Below are 19279 nucleotides of genomic sequence, written 5' to 3' on the forward strand. Positions count from 1 at the left end.
GTCACTCCTCGGTGGCGTGGGCGATGCCACGGGTGGCGGGCTGATCATATTCGGCGTGGTGTAGGTAGTGGTCGCGTTCGGCGGGGGATTTCTCCTCCTCGACACGAATGCGGTTGGCCTGGGCCCATTTGTCTTGGCGGACGCCGCTGACCTGCCAGCAGACAGTGGTGTGCGGGCGTTCGCTGCGCAGGGTGAAGGAGTTGTCGCGCACGGGTTCGGCGATGGCGGTGAGAGTGGGTTCGCCGACGACGGTGAGTTGGTAGCCGATGTCGTTGTTGAGGGCGTCGAACCAGTCGGGGAGGGTGACCCGGGCCAAGCCGTCGGCGTCGGTGATCACGGTGCCGCGATAGAGGTTCATCATCTCCGGCGATTCGACGAACGAGTGCGAGAGCAGTTTGGCCTCGGGGTCGAGGGGATGGTCGATGGTGAACCCGCCGCCGCCCTTGCTGAGAGAGCCGGTGATGCGGACATCGCCGAGGAACGTGCCTGCCGGGTTGCCGGAGGCGAGGATGCCGCTGGCGTTGCCCTCGGCCCACACGCCGATATTGCCCTTGGAGAAGATCGCGGATTGGAACGCGCCGAACCCGCCGCTGAATCGGGTGGTGCCCGAGGTCGTGTCCATTTTCAGGCCCCATCCGGCGCCCGTGTTGCCCCAGAACCCGACTTCGGTGTCGGAGGCCATGCCGACGAACGCGCGGTCCTGGCCCGGTCCGCGTTGGAAGAACCAGATGCCCGCCGAACTGTCGGGTCCTTGGCGAACCCGCATGCGGCGGGAGGTGTCGAGCACATTGCCTTCGCCGGGGCTGGAGGAGAACAGATCCGCCCCCGACCACAACCGCGCGACACCGCCGGAGGCGTACCAGACGTAGCGTTGGCCGGCGCCGGGCGCTTCGGTGAAGGTGCCGACGGCGCGATCGGCGAAGGAGAAACCCCCCGCCGGTCCGCCGCTGTGGATCTCGGTGCCTTCGACGTGCAGGATGCGGCGGGCTGGGGCGGCGCCGAGCCCGATGCCGACCGAGCCCGCGACGTCGATGACCAGGCGGTCGAGCCCGGCGCCGACATCGGCGATGTGGAGTTTCGCGTCGCTGCCGGAGTACATGCCGTAGGTGCGGGCGCCGGCGGAAGTGTTGGCCAGGCGCAGCCCCGAACCCCAGCCGGGTCCGGCGGACGTGAGTTTCAGGGCGACGGAATTGGTTGCACCACGGTCGATCTGGAGGGCGGCCTCGGCGGCGGTGGTCAGTGGCGCGCCGAGGGACATGCTCGCCGTCGTGGGGTCGATCGCCCAGGCCAGGCGCGGTGGCTGCCCGGGGGTGAGCAGGTTCAGTTCGAGGCCGCCGTCGGTGCGGGCTGACAGAGCCCCGACGGCCTGCTGGCCGGATTGCAGCGTTCCCGACACCGGTTTGCGCAGTTCGAACCGTTGGCCGTGCCCGCCGACCAGGACGCGTCCCTCGGCGGTGACGCCGGTGACGACGCCGCCCGCGCCCAAGGTGACCTGGGCGAGAACGAGATCCGTGCCCGCGAGCACCCCGGCGGGATCGAGCAGCCGCAGCCACGGCGCGTGCACGAGTGTCGGCGCGTTGCCGAGCAGACCCTCGACGCCGACCTCGCGGGCGCGGACAGTGAGCACTTTCGGTCCGGTGTGATTGCCGGTGGGAAGGACGATTCCGGTGGCGTCCACGGCGGCGGTGGGAACGTCGGTGACGATGTCGGCGTCCACGGTCTGATCGATCACCGCGACACCACCCGCGGCCATCAGCGCCAATCGGCCCGCCTGATCGAACGCGACCCCGGTGCCGATGCGCAGGTCGGGCTGGCCGGCGGTGGCGGTGACGACGTAACCGGCGGCGACGCCGAACAGGTGCAGGGCGGCGTTGGTCGTGCGGGCCGCGGGGATGGTGAAGGTCTCGATGTCGCTCACGGCTTCGGCGTGGGTGGTGTCGCCGTTGCGAACCTTGGGGACGGGGCCGGTGCGGTTCCAGTAGTCGGTGCGGGTCAGCGGTGTGGTCATGGTCGGATCTCCTTGCCGCTCAAGAATTCTCGGAGCGCTGTCGGGCGGCCTCGAGATCGTTGTCGATCATCGCCGCGCGCAGCGCCGGACCGGCCGACTGCTGTTCGGGTGTGGTCGGCTGCAGGTAGTGGCCGCGTTCGCCCTCGGGTTTGTCCTCTTCGACGGCGATGCGGTGCTGGTCGGCCCAGGTGTCGCGGCGCACGCCGGTCACCAGCCACGACACCCGCACTCCGGGAACGTCCGCCCACACCTTGAAGGAGTTCTCGGCGATCTCGTCGGTTACGAAGGCGTGGGCGTTCTCGCCCAGTACGGTCAGTTGATAGGTGAAGTCCCGGTTGAGGGCCTCGAACCAGTCGGGCAGCGCGATCGTGGCCACGCCCCTGGCATCGGTCCGGACGATGCCGCTGTACAGGTTCAGCATCTCCGGCGATTCGACGAACGAGTGCGACAGGTACTTGCCTTCCGGCTGCAGGGGATGGTCGATGCGGAAACCACCGCCGCCCTTGCTGAGTCGGCCGGAGATGGTGACGTCGCCGTCGAAGAACGCTGCGGGACCGACGAATCCGCCTACGACGCCGATGGGGGCGGTGACGGTGAGCCCGCCGTGGACGTTGGTGTGGTTCTGGAGTTCGGATCGTCCGCCGACGGTGATGGCGACGCCGCTGAAGCCGAAGAAGTCGAATTGCCCTGGGCGGGGCACGATCTGGATGGTGCAGTCGTTGGTGTCGAGCTTGAGACCGAACGGGCCGTCGGCGCTGAACAGGCCGATGTGGGTGTCGTCCAGCATGCCGACGTACCCGCCGTCGGCCACAGTGGCGGCGGGTGTGGACTGGTTGAACCAGATCCCGGCGGCGGCGTCGATGCCCCGGCGCACCCGCATCCGTCGGGCGACGTCGAGACCGAGTCCTTCACCGACCATGGCGGCATGTCCGATGGACAACAGTTCCTTCGCCCCGGACACCAGCCGGGCCTTGCCACCGACACTGTTCCATTCCCACCGTTCGCCCGCTTCGGGTTCGGCGACGAATTCCTCGACATCGCGGTCGGCGAACGACAGGCCGCCGCCGGCGCCGCCGCTGTGGACCTGGGAGCCCTCCACGTGCAGCGAGCATTCGGGCAAACCGACTCGAGAGCCGAGCCCGACATTGCCGCCGACGTCGACGGTGACGGCGCGCCGCACGCCGCCGCCGACGGTGAGCGTGACGCCGTCGACGGTGCCGCGGAGCTCACCGAACACGCCCTGGTCGACCGTGAACGTGCCGAGATCGGCTCGGGCGGCGCGCAATTGGAGTCGGTCGGCGGCCAGCCCGGCGAGACGTCGATCGCGGGAGGAGACGTTGGTGACCTTGCCCGCGTCCAGGGTGATCTGGGCGAGCACGATATCGGTGCCCACGACCACGTCGGCGGCGTCGAGGAGCCGCAGCCACGGGGCGTGCACCAGAGTGGGCGCGTTGCCGACCAACCCTTCGACGGCGACTTCGCGGTAGCGGATGGTGAGTACCTTCGGCCCGGTGAGGGTTCCGGTGGGCAGGGCCACTCCTGTGGCGTCGATGGGTGTGGTCGGGACGTCGGACATGGCGTCGGCCGCCACCGTCGGATCGGTCAGGGCGACACCACCGTCGACGAGCACGGCCGCGCGTCCGTCGTCGTCGATCGACACCCCGGTCCCCACTTTCAGCCCGGCCGTGTTCATGGTGGCGGTGACCGCGAGTCCGTCGCCCACCCCCCACAGTCGCAGCGTGGTGAGCGTGGCCCGGGAGTAGGGCAGCACGAAATCCTCGATGTCGGTGACGGTTTCGCCGTGGGTGCTGTCGCCGTTGCGGACCTTCGGGACCGCGCCGGTGCGGTTCCAATAGTCGGTGCGCCTGATGGGCATGTCTCCTCCTATCCGGCGATGATCAAGGTGCCGAGGGTGTGGGCGGGCCGCATGCGGGCCACGATGTCGCCGATGCCGGCGGAGATGGCGCCGATGGCGCGTTCGCGTTTCACCGGGTCCTCGGGCAGGTTGTCCTTCTCGAGATGCACGACCACGCAGAACCGGAACGGGGACAGGCGGGTGAGCACCGGCGCTTCCTGGGGTGATTCGAGTTGGCCGGGGTCGCAGATCACCAGACGTCCGCCCTGGACGGCCATGCCGGTGGGGAACACGAGGTTGCCGTGGTCGCTGATGCGGCGGACGGCGCCCGCCTTGTCGATGCGATACACCGCGGCGGGGGCCGCCACCGTCACCACGCCTTCGCCGGAGGCGAACGGCCGCAGCCCCGCGTCGAGCACGTAGAGCGCGTCCCCGTCGGCAGCGACGACGGCGCTGGGTGACACGAGCGGGTTCCGCGCGGCCAGCATCGGGGTCTGCGTCCAGTTTGTGGGTGAAACGCGTTGCACGCGAACGAGGTTGCCGGGGTCACGACTGTCCTGGTCGCCGCCGTCGCCGATCACCAGGGTGCCGTCGGCGCGCACGTGCAGACTCAACGGCTCCTTGATCGTGGTCAGCGCCACCGGCGCACCGACGGGTTGCCCGGGTCGCACCACGAACACGCGGGGGTTGGCGGGGTCTCCGACGATGTTGCCGCGATCCAGGACTAGCACGTCGCCGCTGCCGTCGACGGCCATGGCCATCGGCCGCACGGTCGGCACGGTGGTCACCAGGGTGGCGGTGGACGCCGTGTAGGGGAAGGGCAGGGAGAACAGTTTCTTGCTGCGGTCGAGGATGAACAGGGTTTCGGGGTCGGCGCCGCGCCGGGGCCGCACGGCGACGGCGACCACGTTGGTGAAGTCGACCGTGCCGGGCGCCAAGGGGGTGGGTATGGGCGGATCGCCGGTGAGATCGAGCGCACCGCTCGGGCTCACCCGCCACACCCGACTGATCAGGGCCGTCACCTGGGTGGCCGCGCCGAAGTCGCCGACGAAGAGGCTGCCGTCACCGCCGACGGCCACGCACCGGGGGCGTACCAGACCGTTCACCAGCACCCGGCTGGCGATGCCGAACGGTTCGCTGAGCGCGGGCCCCTGGGCGACCAGCGCGGTGACCGGCGCGACGCCGACGGGTGAAGGGGTGAGGGTGAGCAGTTTGTCGCCGTCGTCGATGGCGACGCGGGGGCGGATCGTGCTGGTGGACAACAGATCCAGGGCGCTGTCGAGACCGGTCCGCAGGCCGCGCAGACGATGGATGCGGGCGACTTCGGCGGTGGCGCGGCGGCGTTGGTATTCGTCCCAGACCTCGCGGCCCTGCAGGTTCGGGAACTCCAGGGCCACCCACGACGCCAGCCACGGCAGGAACCGTTCCGGCACTCGCCACGGGTCGAACAGTTCGGGGATGCGGCCGATCATGGTGGCGATCGGTTCGTGGTCGTGGGTGCGTCCGTTCACGGTGTGCCGGACGGGGAGGTCGTCGTCGAGGCCGGTGAGGATCTTCTCGAACGCGAGCAGGAACGTGCCGAGCCCGAATTCGGTGTCTCGCACAGGATCCCACAGGACCGGCGGTAGGTGACGCAGGTAGCTGCTGGTCATGGCTACACGACCCGGGCGATGGTGACGGCGTGGTTCGTCGCGGCGCAGACGAGTTCGTAGTCGGCGACGCGCACCGAAGCGCCCAGCGGGGACAGCGGGAACGGCCGTTCGGCCGTTGGGTTCCAATTGGCTATGGTCCCGACGGGATTCAACGGCGGAAAATGGTAGTCGGGAATGTCGGCCTGCAGTTGCAGGGCGCCGATGTAGGCGAGGTTCTCCGGCGGCATGATGGCGCGGAACAGATCCGAGGCGAACACCGGCTGCCCGCATTCCCAGCCGCGCCCATCGGGCCCGCCCCGGGTGGGATGCAGGTACGCGTCGATGCGTGACACGGTGTCGGTCTGGAGGGTTGCCTCGTCGGCGCCCGCGTTGAGTGCGTGCTGCCAGACATTCAGTGTCACAGCGACTTTCACTGGCAGATAGCGCGGCCCCACGACCGTGAGCGCGGCGGTGAGGTCGCGGCGACGATCGAGGTAGGCCCGGACCTCGGCCAGCACGTTCGGGCTGGGTTGCGGTCGGGGCGCGCTCTGATCGGTGACCACCACGACACACACCGTGCCCGGTGCTCGGCTGATGCCGGCGAACGCTTTTGCGGCGCCGTCGAGGGGCGCGAGGGCCCGGGCGGACACCACGTCGGTGGTGGCTTGCCGGGCGAGATTCTCGTAGTCCTCGGCGGTGACGGCGCGATCGCGAGTCTTCAGCACTTCGGGGGCTCGCCGCAGGGTGTCGGCGACGGGTTCCTCGTCGGAGCCGTCGAAACCGGGACCCGGGTTGGTGACCGTTGCGATGCCCGGAATCTGCCCGCCCGCCATCGTGGTTCCCATGACGGCGATCCGTCCCGGCGCCACATTGCCCGACGCGCCACCGGCCACATAGCGGTAGGTGCGGGCCCGTATCTGGGTACCTTCGGGCGGGATGGCCCCATGCCCGTCGCCGGTGCGGGCGTCGAAGTTGCCGAACCGCACCTCACCGGTGACCACGTCGACCTGATACGCCTGCACCTGGCCCGCGGGCAGGTCGTCGACCCGCGCCCATTCCTGCCACACCGGCGGCACCCCCGTGCCGACCTCCACGGCGATCATCGGTCCGCTCGCGTCGGCATAGACCGGTCGTTGCGCGAGGGGGAACCGCTGGAACGGTTGTCCGTCGCTGCTGCCCAACAGTTCCGGTGCGCGGACGGTGAGCGCGTTGCGGGCCGCGGTCGCGTTGAACAGCACGCGATCGAGCCCGACCGTCACCGGCGCCGCCCCCGTGTTCGCGATGCGCAGGCCGAGCCAGCGCAGCGGATCGGTCAGCGGCGCACCGGAAGTCGTGATGCCCGGCCAGCCCGGGTTGGCGGGCCCGTCCGCGCTGGGTCGCTGCGGTTGCCAGGTCGCGGGCACCCGCACGCGCACACTGCCGTCGTGGCGCAGGTTCTCGGTGCCATCGATCGCTCCGGTCACCGGTGTCCACGCCTGCGGTGCGAGGGCGCCGGCGGAGAACACGGTCGACAGGGTCGCGGTGGCGGGCACCGGGTTCGGTTGCAGTTCCAGCGCGATCTCCTCGCCGGTCCCGACGTCGAAGCCCAGACACAGCTGCATCGTCGCGCCCGCGGCGAGGGTCACGGTGACCGCGCCGGTGGGCGGGCCGACGACCAGATCGGTGACATCGCGATAGGTCGTGGGCGCGTTGGTGTAGGGCCCCAACAGGACGGCGTGCTGCAGGTTCACCGGCAGCACCGTGAGATCGGTGTCGGTTTCGAACACCACCGGAGGCGCGGTCTCCGACGGTGCGCTCTGCGCCTGCGCACCCGCGGCGACGACAGTGGGCGCCCCGACGGCCTCGAACCGCAGATAGGTGAGCGCAGGAGTCGGCGGATTCCGGGTGATACCGAGTAGATTCAGGAACGCCAGGTAGTGCTTGTCGGGTACCCGGTTGAGCCGATACAGCATCCCCTCGACCAGCATGGCGAACATCTCGATGACGGTGATCGCCGGGTCGGCCGGGTTGTGGTCGGTCCACTGGGGTGCGTAGCGGGGGAGCAGGGTGCGGACCTCGTCGACGAGGTCCTGCCAGGTGCGGTCGTCCAGGTTGGGCGCCTGGATGCGGCCGCGTTCGCTGGGAAGGTTCATCGCACACGCTCCAGGGAGAACGGATACACCAGGTTGCGCACTTCGGCAGAGGCGCGCAGGCGATAGATCACGGTGACCAGCAGCAGGCCGTTGTGGTTGTCGTTGTCGACCCGCACCTCGACCAGATCGATCCGCGGTTCCCACCTGCGCAGGCAGTCCTCGACGTGGAAGCGGGCCAGATTCGCGGTGGCGGTGTTGTTCGGTGCGAACACCAGCGTGCCCAGGTCGCACCCGAAGTCGGGGCGCATGGCGCGCTCGCCGCGGCGGGTGCCGAGCAGGATGCGGATCGACTCCTCGACCCGTTCGATGCCCGACGATTCCGCCACCCCCGAAAGTCCCAATCGAAAGGGCCAGCTCACGCCCCGGCCGTACACGTCGGCGTCGCTCATGTGATGATCACCTGCCCTGGTAGCAGCTTGATGCTGGTCGCGCCGACCTCGAGGCTGATCGCGGCGGTGGCGGAGAGATTCAGCGTGGTGCGCGCGTCGATGGTGATGGAGCCGTCGGTGGCGTCGAGGGTGATCGAGCTGCCGAGTTTGTCCTCGATCCTCAGCTTCCCGACGTCGAGGGTGTCGTCGAAGGTGATCGTGTGTCCGGCACGGGATCTGATAATGCGTTTGCTGTTCATCCCGTCGGCATTGCCGCCCGGCGGCAGGGCGAGCGCGCTCGCCAGACTGCCCAACACGTAGGGGTGGGCGAGTTCCCCGTTCTCGAACCCGATCAGCACCTGCTCGCCGATCTCGGGCAGCGCGTAGAAACCCATGTTCTTGCCACCCATCGGCCGCGCGCACGGCGCCCAACCGCTGGTGATCGTCGCCGACAGACCCGGGTAGGCCAATTTCACCCGGCCGGTGGGAATCTGCGGCGGAACGTCCATGAGTTCCTTGTTGTCGACCACGGTCGCCACCCACACCCCGAAGAACCGTTCCGCCTTGTTCGGCGACGGCTCCTCCACGATCTGCTTGCGCAGCAGACTCATGATGCTGGAATGGCTGCGCTGGGTGATCTCGAACTCGGTGTGGAATCCGTTCTCGCCCAACCGATGTGTCACCTTGCGGGCCCGGTAGGTGCCGGAGAACCGCTTGCCGACGCCGCGGATCGCGATATAGTCGCCGGCGGTGAGCGTGGGCACCCCGATGCAGGATCCGCTGCCCTCGTAGAGCCCTTCCAGCAGCGTGGCCAGCATCGACTTGGCCAGCACCATGGCGTCGAGGGGGTTCTCGACCTTGTTCGTGCGAATTCCTTTGCGCACCAGAGAAGTAAGCAGATCCATGGCCGAAGTACCCAGGCGTTCCTCGATATTCGTCAAGTCGAAGTCGAACGCCACGGCCATGCCGACGATGGTCTGCGCGAGTTCCTGGTTGTAGCCGCGGATCACCTGGATGCCCGCAAGTCCGGCGCTGGAGATCTTGGGGGAGAAGCTGGTGAGGTTGCGACCCCACTCCAGGACGTGGGCGGCGGTGCGGGGGCGCGGGTACTGGAAGTGCAGCCGATCCCACTGCACGTACACGTCCATGAAATAGCGTTCGGCCCGCGATTTCAGGAATGCCATGTCGCTCTCGGCCTGGATCAGTTTGCGGTGCAGGCCGGGTGTGGGGTCGATCAGCGGGACCAGACCGTTCTCCACCGCGATCCGCGCGGCCACCACGGAGTCGTTGACGAAGGCGTATTCGGTGGGTTCGGGCTGGTTGCGGCGCATCTTGTAGGACTTGTCGTAACCGCTGATCCGCACCACCGGCGGTCCGTCGGACGGGAACGACGGTTCCAGGGCACAGATCTCGCCGAGGAAGGCGGGGACCAGTTCGTCGCCGTAGCCGATGTGGATCTCGACGGTCTTGCCCAGATCGAACAGCGCGGAGTCGAGGAGGGCATTGTCGGGGTTCCGCAGGGTGAGGGCGAAGGTGCCGGCCAGGTCGAGATCGGTTTCGACGGTGAGATCGAGAACCTGTTCGCCGATGTCGGCGGCGACGGTGAGCCCCGAGACGCGGATGTCGTAGCGGGGGGCGTAGAAGATGGTCATGTCGGCTCCTCACCCGCGTCCGGGCACGACCAGGCGGGTGCCCGGCGCGAGATCGAACGGGTCGTCGACATCGTTGAGTTCGGCCAGCTCCCGCCACCGCTTCGGGTCACCCAGCAGCACCGCCGACACGCCCTGCAACGTCTCCCCGACACCGACCACGTGCACTCGCGCGTTCCCAGCGGCCACGTCGCGGGCGAGATCGACGGCCTGCCGGGTCGCTCCGGCGACCGTCGGCGATCCGAGGAACAGGCCGCGTTCGACCTGTACAGACACCTCGACATACTCCTGCAATCGGACCGACAGGTACGAGCGCACCGGTCGACCGTCGGGCCGGAAATGGGTGAACCGCTGTCCGGCGTCGACCAGCACACAGCGAAACGCGAAGGACCCCAGCACGAACACCAGCACCGGCGGGGCATGGGTATCGGGCCGTTTGTCGAGCAACCGGACGATCCGCGCGGTGTGGGCGCGCACATCCTGTCCGGTCTCGTAGGTGTCGAAGAAGAGTTCCATCGACAGCGTGCGGGTCTTGCCCCGCACGTACTGCAGCGGGGAGGCGTCGAGTCCGGGGATACCGACCTCGGCGAAGGTGTTGCCCTGGTCGAGCTTCATCTCCTCCGGGTTGTACATCACCGACACCGATTCGCCGGTGGAGGTGTCGAGGATACCGGCGCGCGCCAGCTGGTTACTCATCCTCAGGCCCCCCGTTCGAAATCACTGCGCAGCTGGCGTTTCAATTCGTGGAACAGGCTGCGCCGCAACGAATCCAGATCCGGGGGATTCGCCGGCGCTGCGGTGGTGTCGCGCTCGACCGAGGCGGCCATCGCCGGAGCCGGTGACGGCACGGCCGCCGAGGGCGCAGGGGTAGGCGCGGGTTCGGTCGGCAGCGGCACCGCCCGCGCTGTTCCCGGAACCGTTCGGACCGGCATGGCCGGTAGGCGGTGAGCAGGCGCGGCGGGAGCGGGCGCACTGTCGCGAACAGCGATCCGCTCGACCTCGTCGGCGATGAACTCCTCCACGGTGCGGCTCGATTCGCCGTCGCGATGGGCCGGGGGCATCGGCCGGGCGGCTGCCGCGGCGTGGGTGAGTTCGTGGGCGAGCAGGCCGAACCCGTCGGAAGTCTGTGGGACGTAACGGTCTTTTCGGAAGTACACGTCCTGGCCGACGGTCACCGCGTCGGCGTGATGGTTGCGGGCCACCGTGTCGGCGTGCGGGCCGTCGTGGACGCGCACGGGAGGGGCATCGAGTCCGGTGACCCGCTCATAGCGGGCGCGCACGTCGTCGGGGATGGCGCGACCCGGTGGGGGTTCGTCGTCGGTCTCCGGCCGTGGTCGGGCCGCTGCGGTGAAATCGACGGTGCCCGTGTCGGATTCGACCCTCTCGAAACGCCCGTCGGCCGAGACGGACAGCTGGTCGACGTGTTCGAGCAGGGTCCGCAGGGCAGGCGCCCACGACGGTTCCCGACCGTGCGCGGCGAGTATCCGCCGGGCCAACCGGTCCAGCCGCAGACCCCACGTGTCGAACTCGTCGCTCACCACGGCGACCGCCCGGAATCGCGTGTCAGGGCCGCGAATTCGTCGACCCAGCGTCGCCGCTCGGCGTGATCGAGCGACACCGTCTCGGTGAGGGTCCAGTGCGACCAGTTACCCAAGATGGCTACCTCCTGGTAGACCCCGGCCAGGGGGTAGCCTACGATCCCCCCAACGGCGGCACCTCCACCTCGTGATCGTGCGCGCAACTGGGGCAGCGCACCGTCAGCACCTGCCTGCTCAATCCGTTCACCCGGTTGTAGAGGTCCTGCAGATACGCCAGGTCCTCGGAGAACAGGCCCTCGATCACGCCGGCGTTCACCTCCGACATGCCCTCGAGTTTCGTCACCACCCGTGCCAACAGGATCACGATCAGATAGGCGGGCCAGTTCTGTACCCGCGGATCCTTGAGCGGATAGATCTCGTCGGCCGCGGTCGCCAACCGCATCACCCCACGCCGGTGCACACTGCCGTCGGGATCGACATACCCCTTGGGCAGTTCGAAGTCGAACTCGGTGACCAGCACGCTCACGCCTTCGTCGTGGTGAAGCTCGTCAGACCCTCGTGGGCCAGCACGAGCGTCGCGATCGCGATGTCGCCCTTCTGGCTCAACGCCGGGCCCTCCCATTTCGACGGCCACGCGTTGACGAAGTTCCAGCGGGCCCGTTCGGTGTGGTTGTCGAGGTCGAACACCACGATGGAACCATTGCGGCGCACCACGTTTCCGTTGACGATGTCCTGGCGCCACTGCCACAGTTCGGTCGAATCGGTGACACCCCATTTCAGGGTGATGTCGGTGAAGGTGGTCTTGCCGGGCAACCTCGTATGCCCGCCGGTACCGCCGCCCACGCCGCCGAGCGGGCGTGGGCCGTCGAGCACCTCGGTGGTGGAGCCGAGGCCGCTGCATTCGGTGAAACTCACCGGCTCCCGCAGCCCCACGATGGTGACGATGAAATTGAACGCGCGAAACGGGTCGACGCGCTGTCCGGTCGCAGCCATGGTCGTCTCCTAGCTCTCGGCGACCTGAGCGCCGCCGTCCCACATGCCCACTCGGAACATCACGTATTCGGCCGGATGCACCGGCGCCACCCCGATCTCGCCGAACACCTGACCCAGCGCCCGGCTGGCGGGCGGATTGAGTTCGTCGTCGATCTTCACGTAGAACGCCTCGTCGGCGGTCGCGCCGAACAGCGCCCCCGACTGCCACACCCGGGTCAGGAACTCCGAGATCGACAGCTCGAGGCGTTTCCACAGTGCCTTGTCGTTGGGCTCGAACACCGCCCAATTCGTCCCGGCGACAATCGAATCCTCGATGAACGACATCAACCGGCGCACGTTCAGATGCCGCCACGGCGTCTCGTCGGTGATAGTGCGCGCACCCCACACCAGCGGCCGCGTCCGTCCCGGGAACACCCGCAACGCGTTGATGTTGAGGTTGTTGAGCACGCCGTGTTGGGTGCTGTCGAGTACGAACCCCAACCCCACCGCCCCGACCACCGGCTCGTTGGCGGGCGCCTTGTGCACGCCGCGCTGCCCGTCGGTGCGCGCGATCAGTCCAGCGACGTGACCCGACGGCGGCACCGCGAACAACTTCGTCGAGTCCTGTGGGTCCGGTACGGTGATCCACGGCCAATACAGGGCGCCGAACCCGCTCTTGGAACTGAGTTCACTGCGTTGTTTGCGCAGGGGCCCATCGGGTTTCAACGGATCGTTGTCGGGTGCGCCGTCGAGGATGGCGACCCGGTCGGTGAGTTCGGTGCAGTGGCCGACCACCTTCATCTGCGTCGTCGCGTCGATCACCCCGGGCAACGCCACCAGGCTCACGTCCTGCAGCGCCCGCAGATTCGCGAGTGCCGCGTCGACGCCCGCGTTGTCCTTGATCGGCACGACATAGACCAGTGATCCGCCGTTCTCGAAGAATCCGCGCACCGCGAAGGGCAACGATTTTGTCTTGTCGAATCCACCGAACCTTTCCACATAGGCGGTCCAGTTGGTGATCGGCACGGGTTTGCCGATATCGGCGTCGACCGGATTCTTGACCACGGTGCCGATCAGCGCCGCCGTGCTCGTCCCCGCCGCGGCAATGGGCCCGGTGGCGACGATCTCCTCGATGTAGACGCCGGGTGCTCTGAGCGTGAGGTCGGCCATGTTCTCTCCATTCCCTGCGGGGCGTCACGGGGCGGGCAGCACCATGTGATGAATCTGTCCGGTCGCGCGATATCGCACCGGTTGCTGGAAATCGGAGTGCGCCGGCGCCTGCACCTTCACCGTGTAGTCACCGAAGTCCAGCGCGGTGAATCTGAAACGTCCGCGTTGATCCGACACGGTCGCTATGTTTTTCTCCAGCACGCTCACCGTGGCGCCGGGTACGGCGGTCAGCGCGGCATCGAGCACGCGCCCCACGAACGCCGGGAATTCGCGCGAGGCCGCCTCCACCGACACGTGCCGCACCGGCGAGAGGGGTTCGGGATCGGGCACCGGGGGCGGGGTGAGCGTCACCGTGACGGAGAACCCCGGACGCGGCGGCACCCCGAGCGCGCTCCAGAAATGGGCGAAACTCTCGTCGGTGCGCAGCGTCGCGACCTGCGTGGTCACCGGATAGATCTGCGGGGGAGTGCGCAACGAACCCACGAGGCGTTCGTCGTTCAACACCGGGAAGCGGGCGAGCCAACCCAGCGCGGCGCCGAGCAGTTTGTGTTCCTCGGCCACCCGCAGATCCCCGTTCTGACCGGACCATGCCGTCACCAGATAGGTGCAGTCGACGCGGATCGGCGCGGGAGCCGTGACGAAATTCTCGCCCACCCGATCCACCAGCGGAACACTCGAATGCAGTGTGCGATTCTCCTGCACGCCGTGCAGGAAGAAATTCATCGTGGCCGGAGTGGGATGGAAATCCTTGTCGGGCGTCCGAAAACTCACCTCGGCCGCGCGGAGTTCGGGGGGAGCACCCGCCTCGGTGATCAGTGCGGACAGTGACGCGTCAAGATCTTGGAACATCGTGATGACTCATCGCAGCGGCCATCCGAAACGGTCCTTCCACGGGTGCTGCCGAAATACGAGAACTCGGAAAACCGATCGCCGAGTCGTCCGAATCGGCGGTGATTCGGATTTCATCGCGATCCAAGAGGCGAGGTGAATTCTACACCCCACCAGGCTGTTTCGACCAGGGTTCAGGTATCGACTTGTCGGCGCCCCCGGATCTAGAATGAATGGGCGCGCGACCAATCCGAACGACCGGGCGGAGATGTCATGTCCCAGCACCTGGCCGCCTTCCACACGGGTGCGGTGCCGTCCACGGCCGATCCGCGTCCGTCGTTCGCGCGGTTGGACGGGCTGCTCACGCACGCTCTCGCCGCGCTGGAACCGGGCGACCCGTTCACGGGGCTGTACCTCACTCCCGTGCAGGCCGATCGGGCCTTGTCGGCGGCCGGCGCCAATCCCGGTGCGCTGCAGCGTGATCCGAGTTGGGACCACATCCGCGCCGCCGAACAGCCGTGGGACTGGCTACGCGCCACCTATCGGCTCACCGAGTTCGAACTCGATGTCGTGCTCGTGGCGTTGGCGCCCGAACTCGACCTCCGCTACGGGCGGGTCCTCGGCTACCTCAACGACGATCTCGGACGCCCCTGGCCCACCGTCGACCTGCTGCTGCGCCTGCTCAGCGCGGACCGCGACGAAAGAGTGTCCCGCCGAGCTTGTTTCGCACCCGGCGCCTCGCTGGTGCGGTGCCGGGTGATCGAACTCGTGCCCGACCAGCACTCGCCGAACCTGCTCGCCCACGGTGTGCGCCTGGACCAGCAGATCACCGACATGCTGCTGGGCCAAGGCGGATTGGACCGCCGGCTCACCGTGTGCGCGTCACTCACCCGCCCCGAACCGGTCCCCGTGCCGGACGAACTGGCGCAGCACGGCAGCGGAGTCCTCTACTTCCACGGGCCACCGGAGACGGGTCGCCGCGCCGCCGCCGCGGCACTGGCCGCCTATCTGGACCGACCCCTGTTGGAGTTCCGGCCCGCCTACGCATCGGTCGACCTGGTGCCTACCGTGCTGCGCGAACAGCAACTGCACGCGGCGGTCCTGCTGGTCGACCTCGACGCCGAACCCACGGTGGCGGCCGCCCTCACCGAACAGCTACGCGGCACAACACAACTCACCGTCCTCACCGGAACCCGAACCTGGCCGCCGACACCCGGCGCACCGCCCGACGTGCACATCGTCCCATTCGATACACCGGACTACCATGCCCGCCGAGAAGCCTGGGACTGCGCGGTTCCCGGCGCCGACCCCGCCGCACTGGACGCCCTCGCCGGCCTCTTCCGCCTCACCACCGCCCGCATCCGGTCCGCTGCCGCCACCGCCCGTGCCCAATGCGAGAACCCCACGCGCGCAGACCTGTTCGCTGCCGCCCGGGCCCACAGTGGCGGCGACCTCACCGCCCTCGCTCACCGCATCGACCCCCGCTGCGGCTGGGACGATCTCGTGCTCCCCGCCGCCGCCCGCGACGACCTGCACGCCCTGTGCCTGCGTGTCACCCACCGTGACCGTGTACTCGGCGACTGGGGATTCACCACCCCCGCCCGCGGCGTCACCGCCTTGTTCGCGGGCCCGTCCGGCACCGGCAAGACCATGGCGGCCGAGGTGATCGCCCGCGAACTGGGCATCGCCCTCTACAAGATCAACCTGTCCACCGTGGTCAGCAAATACATCGGCGAAACCGAGAAGAACCTCGAACGCGTCTTCACCACCGCCCGCGAGGCCAACGCCTGCCTGCTCTTCGACGAAGCCGACGCCCTGTTCGGCAAACGGTCCGCCGTCCGCGACGCCCACGACCGATACGCCAACCTGGAGATCTCCTACCTGCTGCAACGCATGGAACACCACGACGGCCTCTCGATCCTCACCACCAACCTGCGCGCCCACCTCGACGAGGCATTCGTGCGGCGCCTGCACTTCGTGGTCGAGTTCGGGCTGCCCACCGAGGAGGACCGTTGCCGCATCTGGGAACGCCGCCTACCCGTCTCTGCCCCACGAGACCCGGACATCGATCTCGACCTGCTGGCCCGCGACTTCCCGCTGCCCGGCGGAAACATCAGCAATATCGTCCTGGCCGCCGCGTTCCTGGCCGCCGCCGACAACACATCCGTGGGGATGGGCCACCTGCTCACCGCCGTCCGCGCCGAGTACCGCAAGATGGGCAAAGTCGTTCCCGCGCAGCATGATTCCGGCTCAGCATGAGCAAGGCGGCCCGCGCCCACATCGAACTCGCCCGCCCGGCGGTCCCGACCTCCGCCGCCCCGACCCACGCCGGCCTCGGCAACAACGCCCTGCAGCGCGCGCTGCAACCCCTGATCAACCCGGGCCACCCGCTGCCCACCGACCTGCGCACCACCATGGAACAGGGCTTCGGCCGCGACCTCGGCCACGTCCGCCTGCACGCCGACTCCCTCGCCGCCGACTCCGCCGCCGCCGTCGGCGCCCGCGCCTACACCCTCGGCCGGCACGTCGTCTTCGGCCGCGACTGTTTCGACGACTCCGGCACGAGCCGTGCCCTGCTCGCCCATGAACTCGCCCATGTCGTCCAACAGGACCGCGGTTCCGACCGAGCCTCCGGTCCCGCCCACGAGCAGGCCGCCGATTCCGCGGCGACCGCGGTCCTCACCGGCGAGAAGTCTGTGGACGCCGGGGTGGGCAGCCGTCCCGGACTGGCTCGCAGCGCCGAAGGCGAGGGTGGGGGACTGATGGCGGGCATCATCGGCAAGGGCAAGGCGCGCGTGGTCGACAAGATACTCACCGAACTCGGCCTGCCCGGTGGCAACGGCATCGCCCAACAAGCCGTCGCGGGATTCGTCGGCGAGCTCGTCGACCAGTTCAAGGACGAGAAGAGCGAGGCGGCGGCGTTTCTCGCCCGTGTGGCGACCATGAACCGCGACGACGCGGGGCAGTTCGTCAAAGGCTACCTGACCGGGCTGATCGAGGGCGTGGCCAGTCCCGTCACCGACCTGATCGGGTTGGCCGCGTTCGGCGAACACGTCTCCGACATGCGAAACAAACTGATAGCCAGCATCTTCCGCGGCAAGGGCGACCTGCTGGCCGACGCCGACGAACTACTCACCCTGGTCAAAGGCATGCTGCCCGACTGGCGCAAGGCGTGGTCGGACGCGAAGGCCCACCCCAAAGCCACCGTGATGGCGGTGCTGACAGTACGGGAGAAACTGCACGACAACGCTCTCGAGATGGCCCACAAGATCGGCAAGTCGGGCGCGAAATCCCTTGTCGCGTCGTTCAACGCGCCGTTCACGAACCCCGAGGCCAAACAGGACTTTCCGGGTGTCACCAGCCTGGCCCAACCGGCGACAGCTGCCGTCGCGACAGGCGGGGCGATCATGCAGCGTATCCGCAATACGCCGTGGTCTCAGGTCGGTGGAAAGGTCGGCTATGTGGTCGGATTCGTGGGCGTTCAGGTTGCGCTGTTGGCGTTCACCGAAGGGCTCGGTAACCTGATCGAACAGGTCGCGGCGAAACTCGGCAGCGTCGCCGGGACACTGTCGAAGCTGAGCAAGCCGATCGGCACGGCGGCTGCCCGTGTTGCCGAATTCGTCGCCGAGATCGGCAAAGCGGTCGGCGCGGGGGAGGCGTTGATCGGGAAGCTGCTGGCGAAAGCGGTCAAGCCGCTGGAGTCGGTGTTCGGACCGATCCTCGCGCCGTTGGGCAAGGCCATGCAGCAGCTGCAGAAGTTCCTGCGCAAGATGCTCGGTGTGGCGGAGAAGGACGCGGTGGTATTGGCCGAAGGCGCTGCCGAAGCCCTGGCGCACGCGCCCGGTGCGCCCACCCCGAAGCCCGCACCCAAACCCGCGCCGAAGGCGACCGGTCCCGCCAAGCCGGAGCAGGTGGTTCCCAAGGCCGAAAAGACGCCTGCCGCACCGAAACCCGAGCCGGAGCCGGTCGTGGCGAAGCCCGAACCCGCGCCGTCGCCCACCCCCGAACCCGTTCCGGTCCCGAAACCGGAATCCGCACCGGTGGGTCCCCGGCCGGAATCGCCCGAACCCAGCTTTCCCGCACCGCCGAATCCGGTGAAACACGCTGAGCCGCAACCATTCCGAACCCCGGAACAGCGACCCGCCTATCCACCTGCACCCCCGGAGAAGACCCCCGCCCCACCGCGCCAACCGACCCGCCGCGACCCGTCCCCGTTCAAGGATCCCGACCCGGCGCCCCCGAAGAAGGACCCGTTCGAAGTCGACCCGCGCTTCCGCAAGAAGCCGCCTCCGACGGAATCGGCCACCCCCGAACCGGATCTCGAGCCACCGATAGACCTCGCCTCGCGCCGCCGCACCAAACTTCCCGACGTCCGCGACAACCCCTACATCGAGCTCGACGCCCCACCCGCCAACGATGTCGCCAGTCGCTACGCCAAGTCCGCCGACGGCTACATCCCACCCGAACCCGACCTGCCCACACCTCCCCCCGACCTCCACATCGCGCGCCCACCCGCGCCGGACACCCCGATGGCCGCAGCCCCGCGCCCCACGATCGAACCCCCGCGCCCCCTCACCCCGGCCCAACGCCAGATCACCCCGAGCAACCCGACGATCCATCCTCGGAAGCCGTCACCACCCCCGGTCATCGACCAGTCGACCCGCTACCAGAAGATCGACCCCGGGGTCAGCGGCAACGACCGCGTCAACATCCAGAAGCAGTCCGCCGAGTTCGAACAATGGCTCAACGACGCGTTCGCCAAGGAATACCCGACGGGCACCCGCTCCCAGGTCACCATCTTCAACGAGGCCGAATACACCTACGGCACACCGGGCGCGTCCCGCCTCGACACCGTCGTCGACCCGCTGAAACTGTCCATCGACGCCAAGAAGTACGGCAACCTGCACCTGCGGGGCAACCGTACCCGCCTCATCGACAACATCGTCGACCAGGCCACCGAACGCGCCGCCTCCCGCAACCTGCCCAAGGGCTATTCCCAAGCGGTGGTGATCGACGGCCGCGGCCAGAAACTCTCCGACACGATGCTCAACGAACTCATCGACGGCATCGTCGCCAACTCCCACGGCACCATCGCCCGCCAGCACATCTGGATCGTGCTCGACTGACA

The 19279-nt window shown here is 68.3% G+C and carries 14 protein-coding genes; 2 read left to right on the forward strand and 12 right to left on the reverse strand.

The annotated features are described in order from the left end of the window. Position 1 precedes the first annotated feature (1 nt). From ACFVAV_RS17705 to ACFVAV_RS17760, 12 genes are all read right to left on the reverse strand, one after another. Positions 2–2008, reverse strand: coding sequence for a hypothetical protein (locus ACFVAV_RS17705; protein ID WP_379035991.1), 2007 nt, complete (start codon positions 2006–2008; stop codon positions 2–4). A gap of 19 nt (positions 2009–2027) precedes the next feature. Then, a complete protein-coding gene (locus ACFVAV_RS17710) occupies positions 2028–3884 on the reverse strand; it encodes a hypothetical protein (RefSeq protein WP_379035992.1) in 1857 nt (618 codons plus the stop codon). An 8-nt stretch (positions 3885–3892) separates the two neighbouring features. Next, a complete protein-coding gene (locus ACFVAV_RS17715; RefSeq protein ID WP_379035993.1) occupies positions 3893–5515 on the reverse strand; it encodes a phage tail protein in 1623 nt (540 codons plus the stop codon). 2 nt (positions 5516–5517) lie between these two features. Continuing rightward, positions 5518–7626: a putative baseplate assembly protein gene (locus tag ACFVAV_RS17720; RefSeq protein WP_379035994.1), complete on the reverse strand. Its 2109-nt coding sequence runs from the start codon at positions 7624–7626 to the stop codon at positions 5518–5520. Further along, positions 7623–8015 (reverse strand): GPW/gp25 family protein, encoded by a 393-nt coding sequence (locus ACFVAV_RS17725; protein WP_379035995.1) that lies wholly within the window; start codon positions 8013–8015, stop codon positions 7623–7625. Before ACFVAV_RS17725 ends, ACFVAV_RS17720 begins: the two co-directional genes overlap by 4 nt. Next, on the reverse strand, positions 8012–9646 hold the full coding sequence (locus ACFVAV_RS17730) for a phage baseplate assembly protein V (protein ID WP_379035997.1): 1635 nt from the start codon (positions 9644–9646) through the stop codon (positions 8012–8014). Before ACFVAV_RS17730 ends, ACFVAV_RS17725 begins: the two co-directional genes overlap by 4 nt. Before the next feature lie 9 nt (positions 9647–9655). Continuing rightward, positions 9656–10339, reverse strand: a complete 684-nt coding sequence (locus ACFVAV_RS17735) for a hypothetical protein (protein WP_379035999.1) — start codon at positions 10337–10339, stop codon at positions 9656–9658. Between the two features lie 2 nt (positions 10340–10341). Next, positions 10342–11181 carry a DUF4157 domain-containing protein gene (locus ACFVAV_RS17740; RefSeq protein WP_379036000.1) on the reverse strand — a complete coding sequence of 280 codons (840 nt, stop codon included), beginning with the start codon at positions 11179–11181 and terminating at the stop codon, positions 10342–10344. Positions 11182–11335: 154 nt separating this feature from the next. Further along, complete coding sequence (locus ACFVAV_RS17745; protein ID WP_379036001.1) at positions 11336–11707, reverse strand: hypothetical protein; 372 nt, start codon at positions 11705–11707, stop codon at positions 11336–11338. Continuing rightward, on the reverse strand, positions 11704–12174 hold the full coding sequence (locus ACFVAV_RS17750) for a phage tail protein (protein WP_379036002.1): 471 nt from the start codon (positions 12172–12174) through the stop codon (positions 11704–11706). Before ACFVAV_RS17750 ends, ACFVAV_RS17745 begins: the two co-directional genes overlap by 4 nt. 9 nt (positions 12175–12183) lie before the next feature. Further along, positions 12184–13323, reverse strand: coding sequence for a phage tail sheath C-terminal domain-containing protein (locus ACFVAV_RS17755; RefSeq protein ID WP_379036003.1), 1140 nt, complete (start codon positions 13321–13323; stop codon positions 12184–12186). A gap of 24 nt (positions 13324–13347) precedes the next feature. Further along, positions 13348–14172 carry a Pvc16 family protein gene (locus tag ACFVAV_RS17760; protein WP_379036004.1) on the reverse strand — a complete coding sequence of 275 codons (825 nt, stop codon included), beginning with the start codon at positions 14170–14172 and terminating at the stop codon, positions 13348–13350. Positions 14173–14424: 252 nt separating this feature from the next. Between ACFVAV_RS17760 and ACFVAV_RS17765 the strand changes: the two genes are divergently transcribed. Together ACFVAV_RS17765 and ACFVAV_RS17770 are read left to right on the forward strand one after the other, a co-directional pair. After that, a complete protein-coding gene (locus tag ACFVAV_RS17765) occupies positions 14425–16410 on the forward strand; it encodes an ATP-binding protein (protein WP_379036005.1) in 1986 nt (661 codons plus the stop codon). Beyond that, complete coding sequence (locus tag ACFVAV_RS17770; RefSeq protein ID WP_379036007.1) at positions 16407–19277, forward strand: DUF4157 domain-containing protein; 2871 nt, start codon at positions 16407–16409, stop codon at positions 19275–19277. The genes ACFVAV_RS17765 and ACFVAV_RS17770 overlap by 4 nt, the downstream gene beginning before the upstream one ends. The last annotated feature ends 2 nt before the right edge of the window (positions 19278–19279 follow it).

The organism is Nocardia sp. NPDC057663 (assembly GCF_042799895.1).
Classification (GTDB): domain Bacteria; phylum Actinomycetota; class Actinomycetes; order Mycobacteriales; family Mycobacteriaceae; genus Nocardia.

Coding starts and splice junctions, on each gene's coding strand:
- ACFVAV_RS17705 (WP_379035991.1), bottom strand. CDS start 2,008: ATGACCACACCGCTGACCCGCACCGACTACTGGAACCGCACCGGCCCC.
- ACFVAV_RS17710 (WP_379035992.1), bottom strand. CDS start 3,884: ATGCCCATCAGGCGCACCGACTATTGGAACCGCACCGGCGCGGTCCCG.
- ACFVAV_RS17715 (WP_379035993.1), bottom strand. CDS start 5,515: ATGACCAGCAGCTACCTGCGTCACCTACCGCCGGTCCTGTGGGATCCT.
- ACFVAV_RS17720 (WP_379035994.1), bottom strand. CDS start 7,626: ATGAACCTTCCCAGCGAACGCGGCCGCATCCAGGCGCCCAACCTGGAC.
- ACFVAV_RS17725 (WP_379035995.1), bottom strand. CDS start 8,015: ATGAGCGACGCCGACGTGTACGGCCGGGGCGTGAGCTGGCCCTTTCGA.
- ACFVAV_RS17730 (WP_379035997.1), bottom strand. CDS start 9,646: ATGACCATCTTCTACGCCCCCCGCTACGACATCCGCGTCTCGGGGCTC.
- ACFVAV_RS17735 (WP_379035999.1), bottom strand. CDS start 10,339: ATGAGTAACCAGCTGGCGCGCGCCGGTATCCTCGACACCTCCACCGGC.
- ACFVAV_RS17750 (WP_379036002.1), bottom strand. CDS start 12,174: ATGGCTGCGACCGGACAGCGCGTCGACCCGTTTCGCGCGTTCAATTTC.
- ACFVAV_RS17755 (WP_379036003.1), bottom strand. CDS start 13,323: ATGGCCGACCTCACGCTCAGAGCACCCGGCGTCTACATCGAGGAGATC.
- ACFVAV_RS17760 (WP_379036004.1), bottom strand. CDS start 14,172: ATGTTCCAAGATCTTGACGCGTCACTGTCCGCACTGATCACCGAGGCG.
- ACFVAV_RS17765 (WP_379036005.1), top strand. CDS start 14,425: ATGTCCCAGCACCTGGCCGCCTTCCACACGGGTGCGGTGCCGTCCACG.
- ACFVAV_RS17770 (WP_379036007.1), top strand. CDS start 16,407: ATGAGCAAGGCGGCCCGCGCCCACATCGAACTCGCCCGCCCGGCGGTC.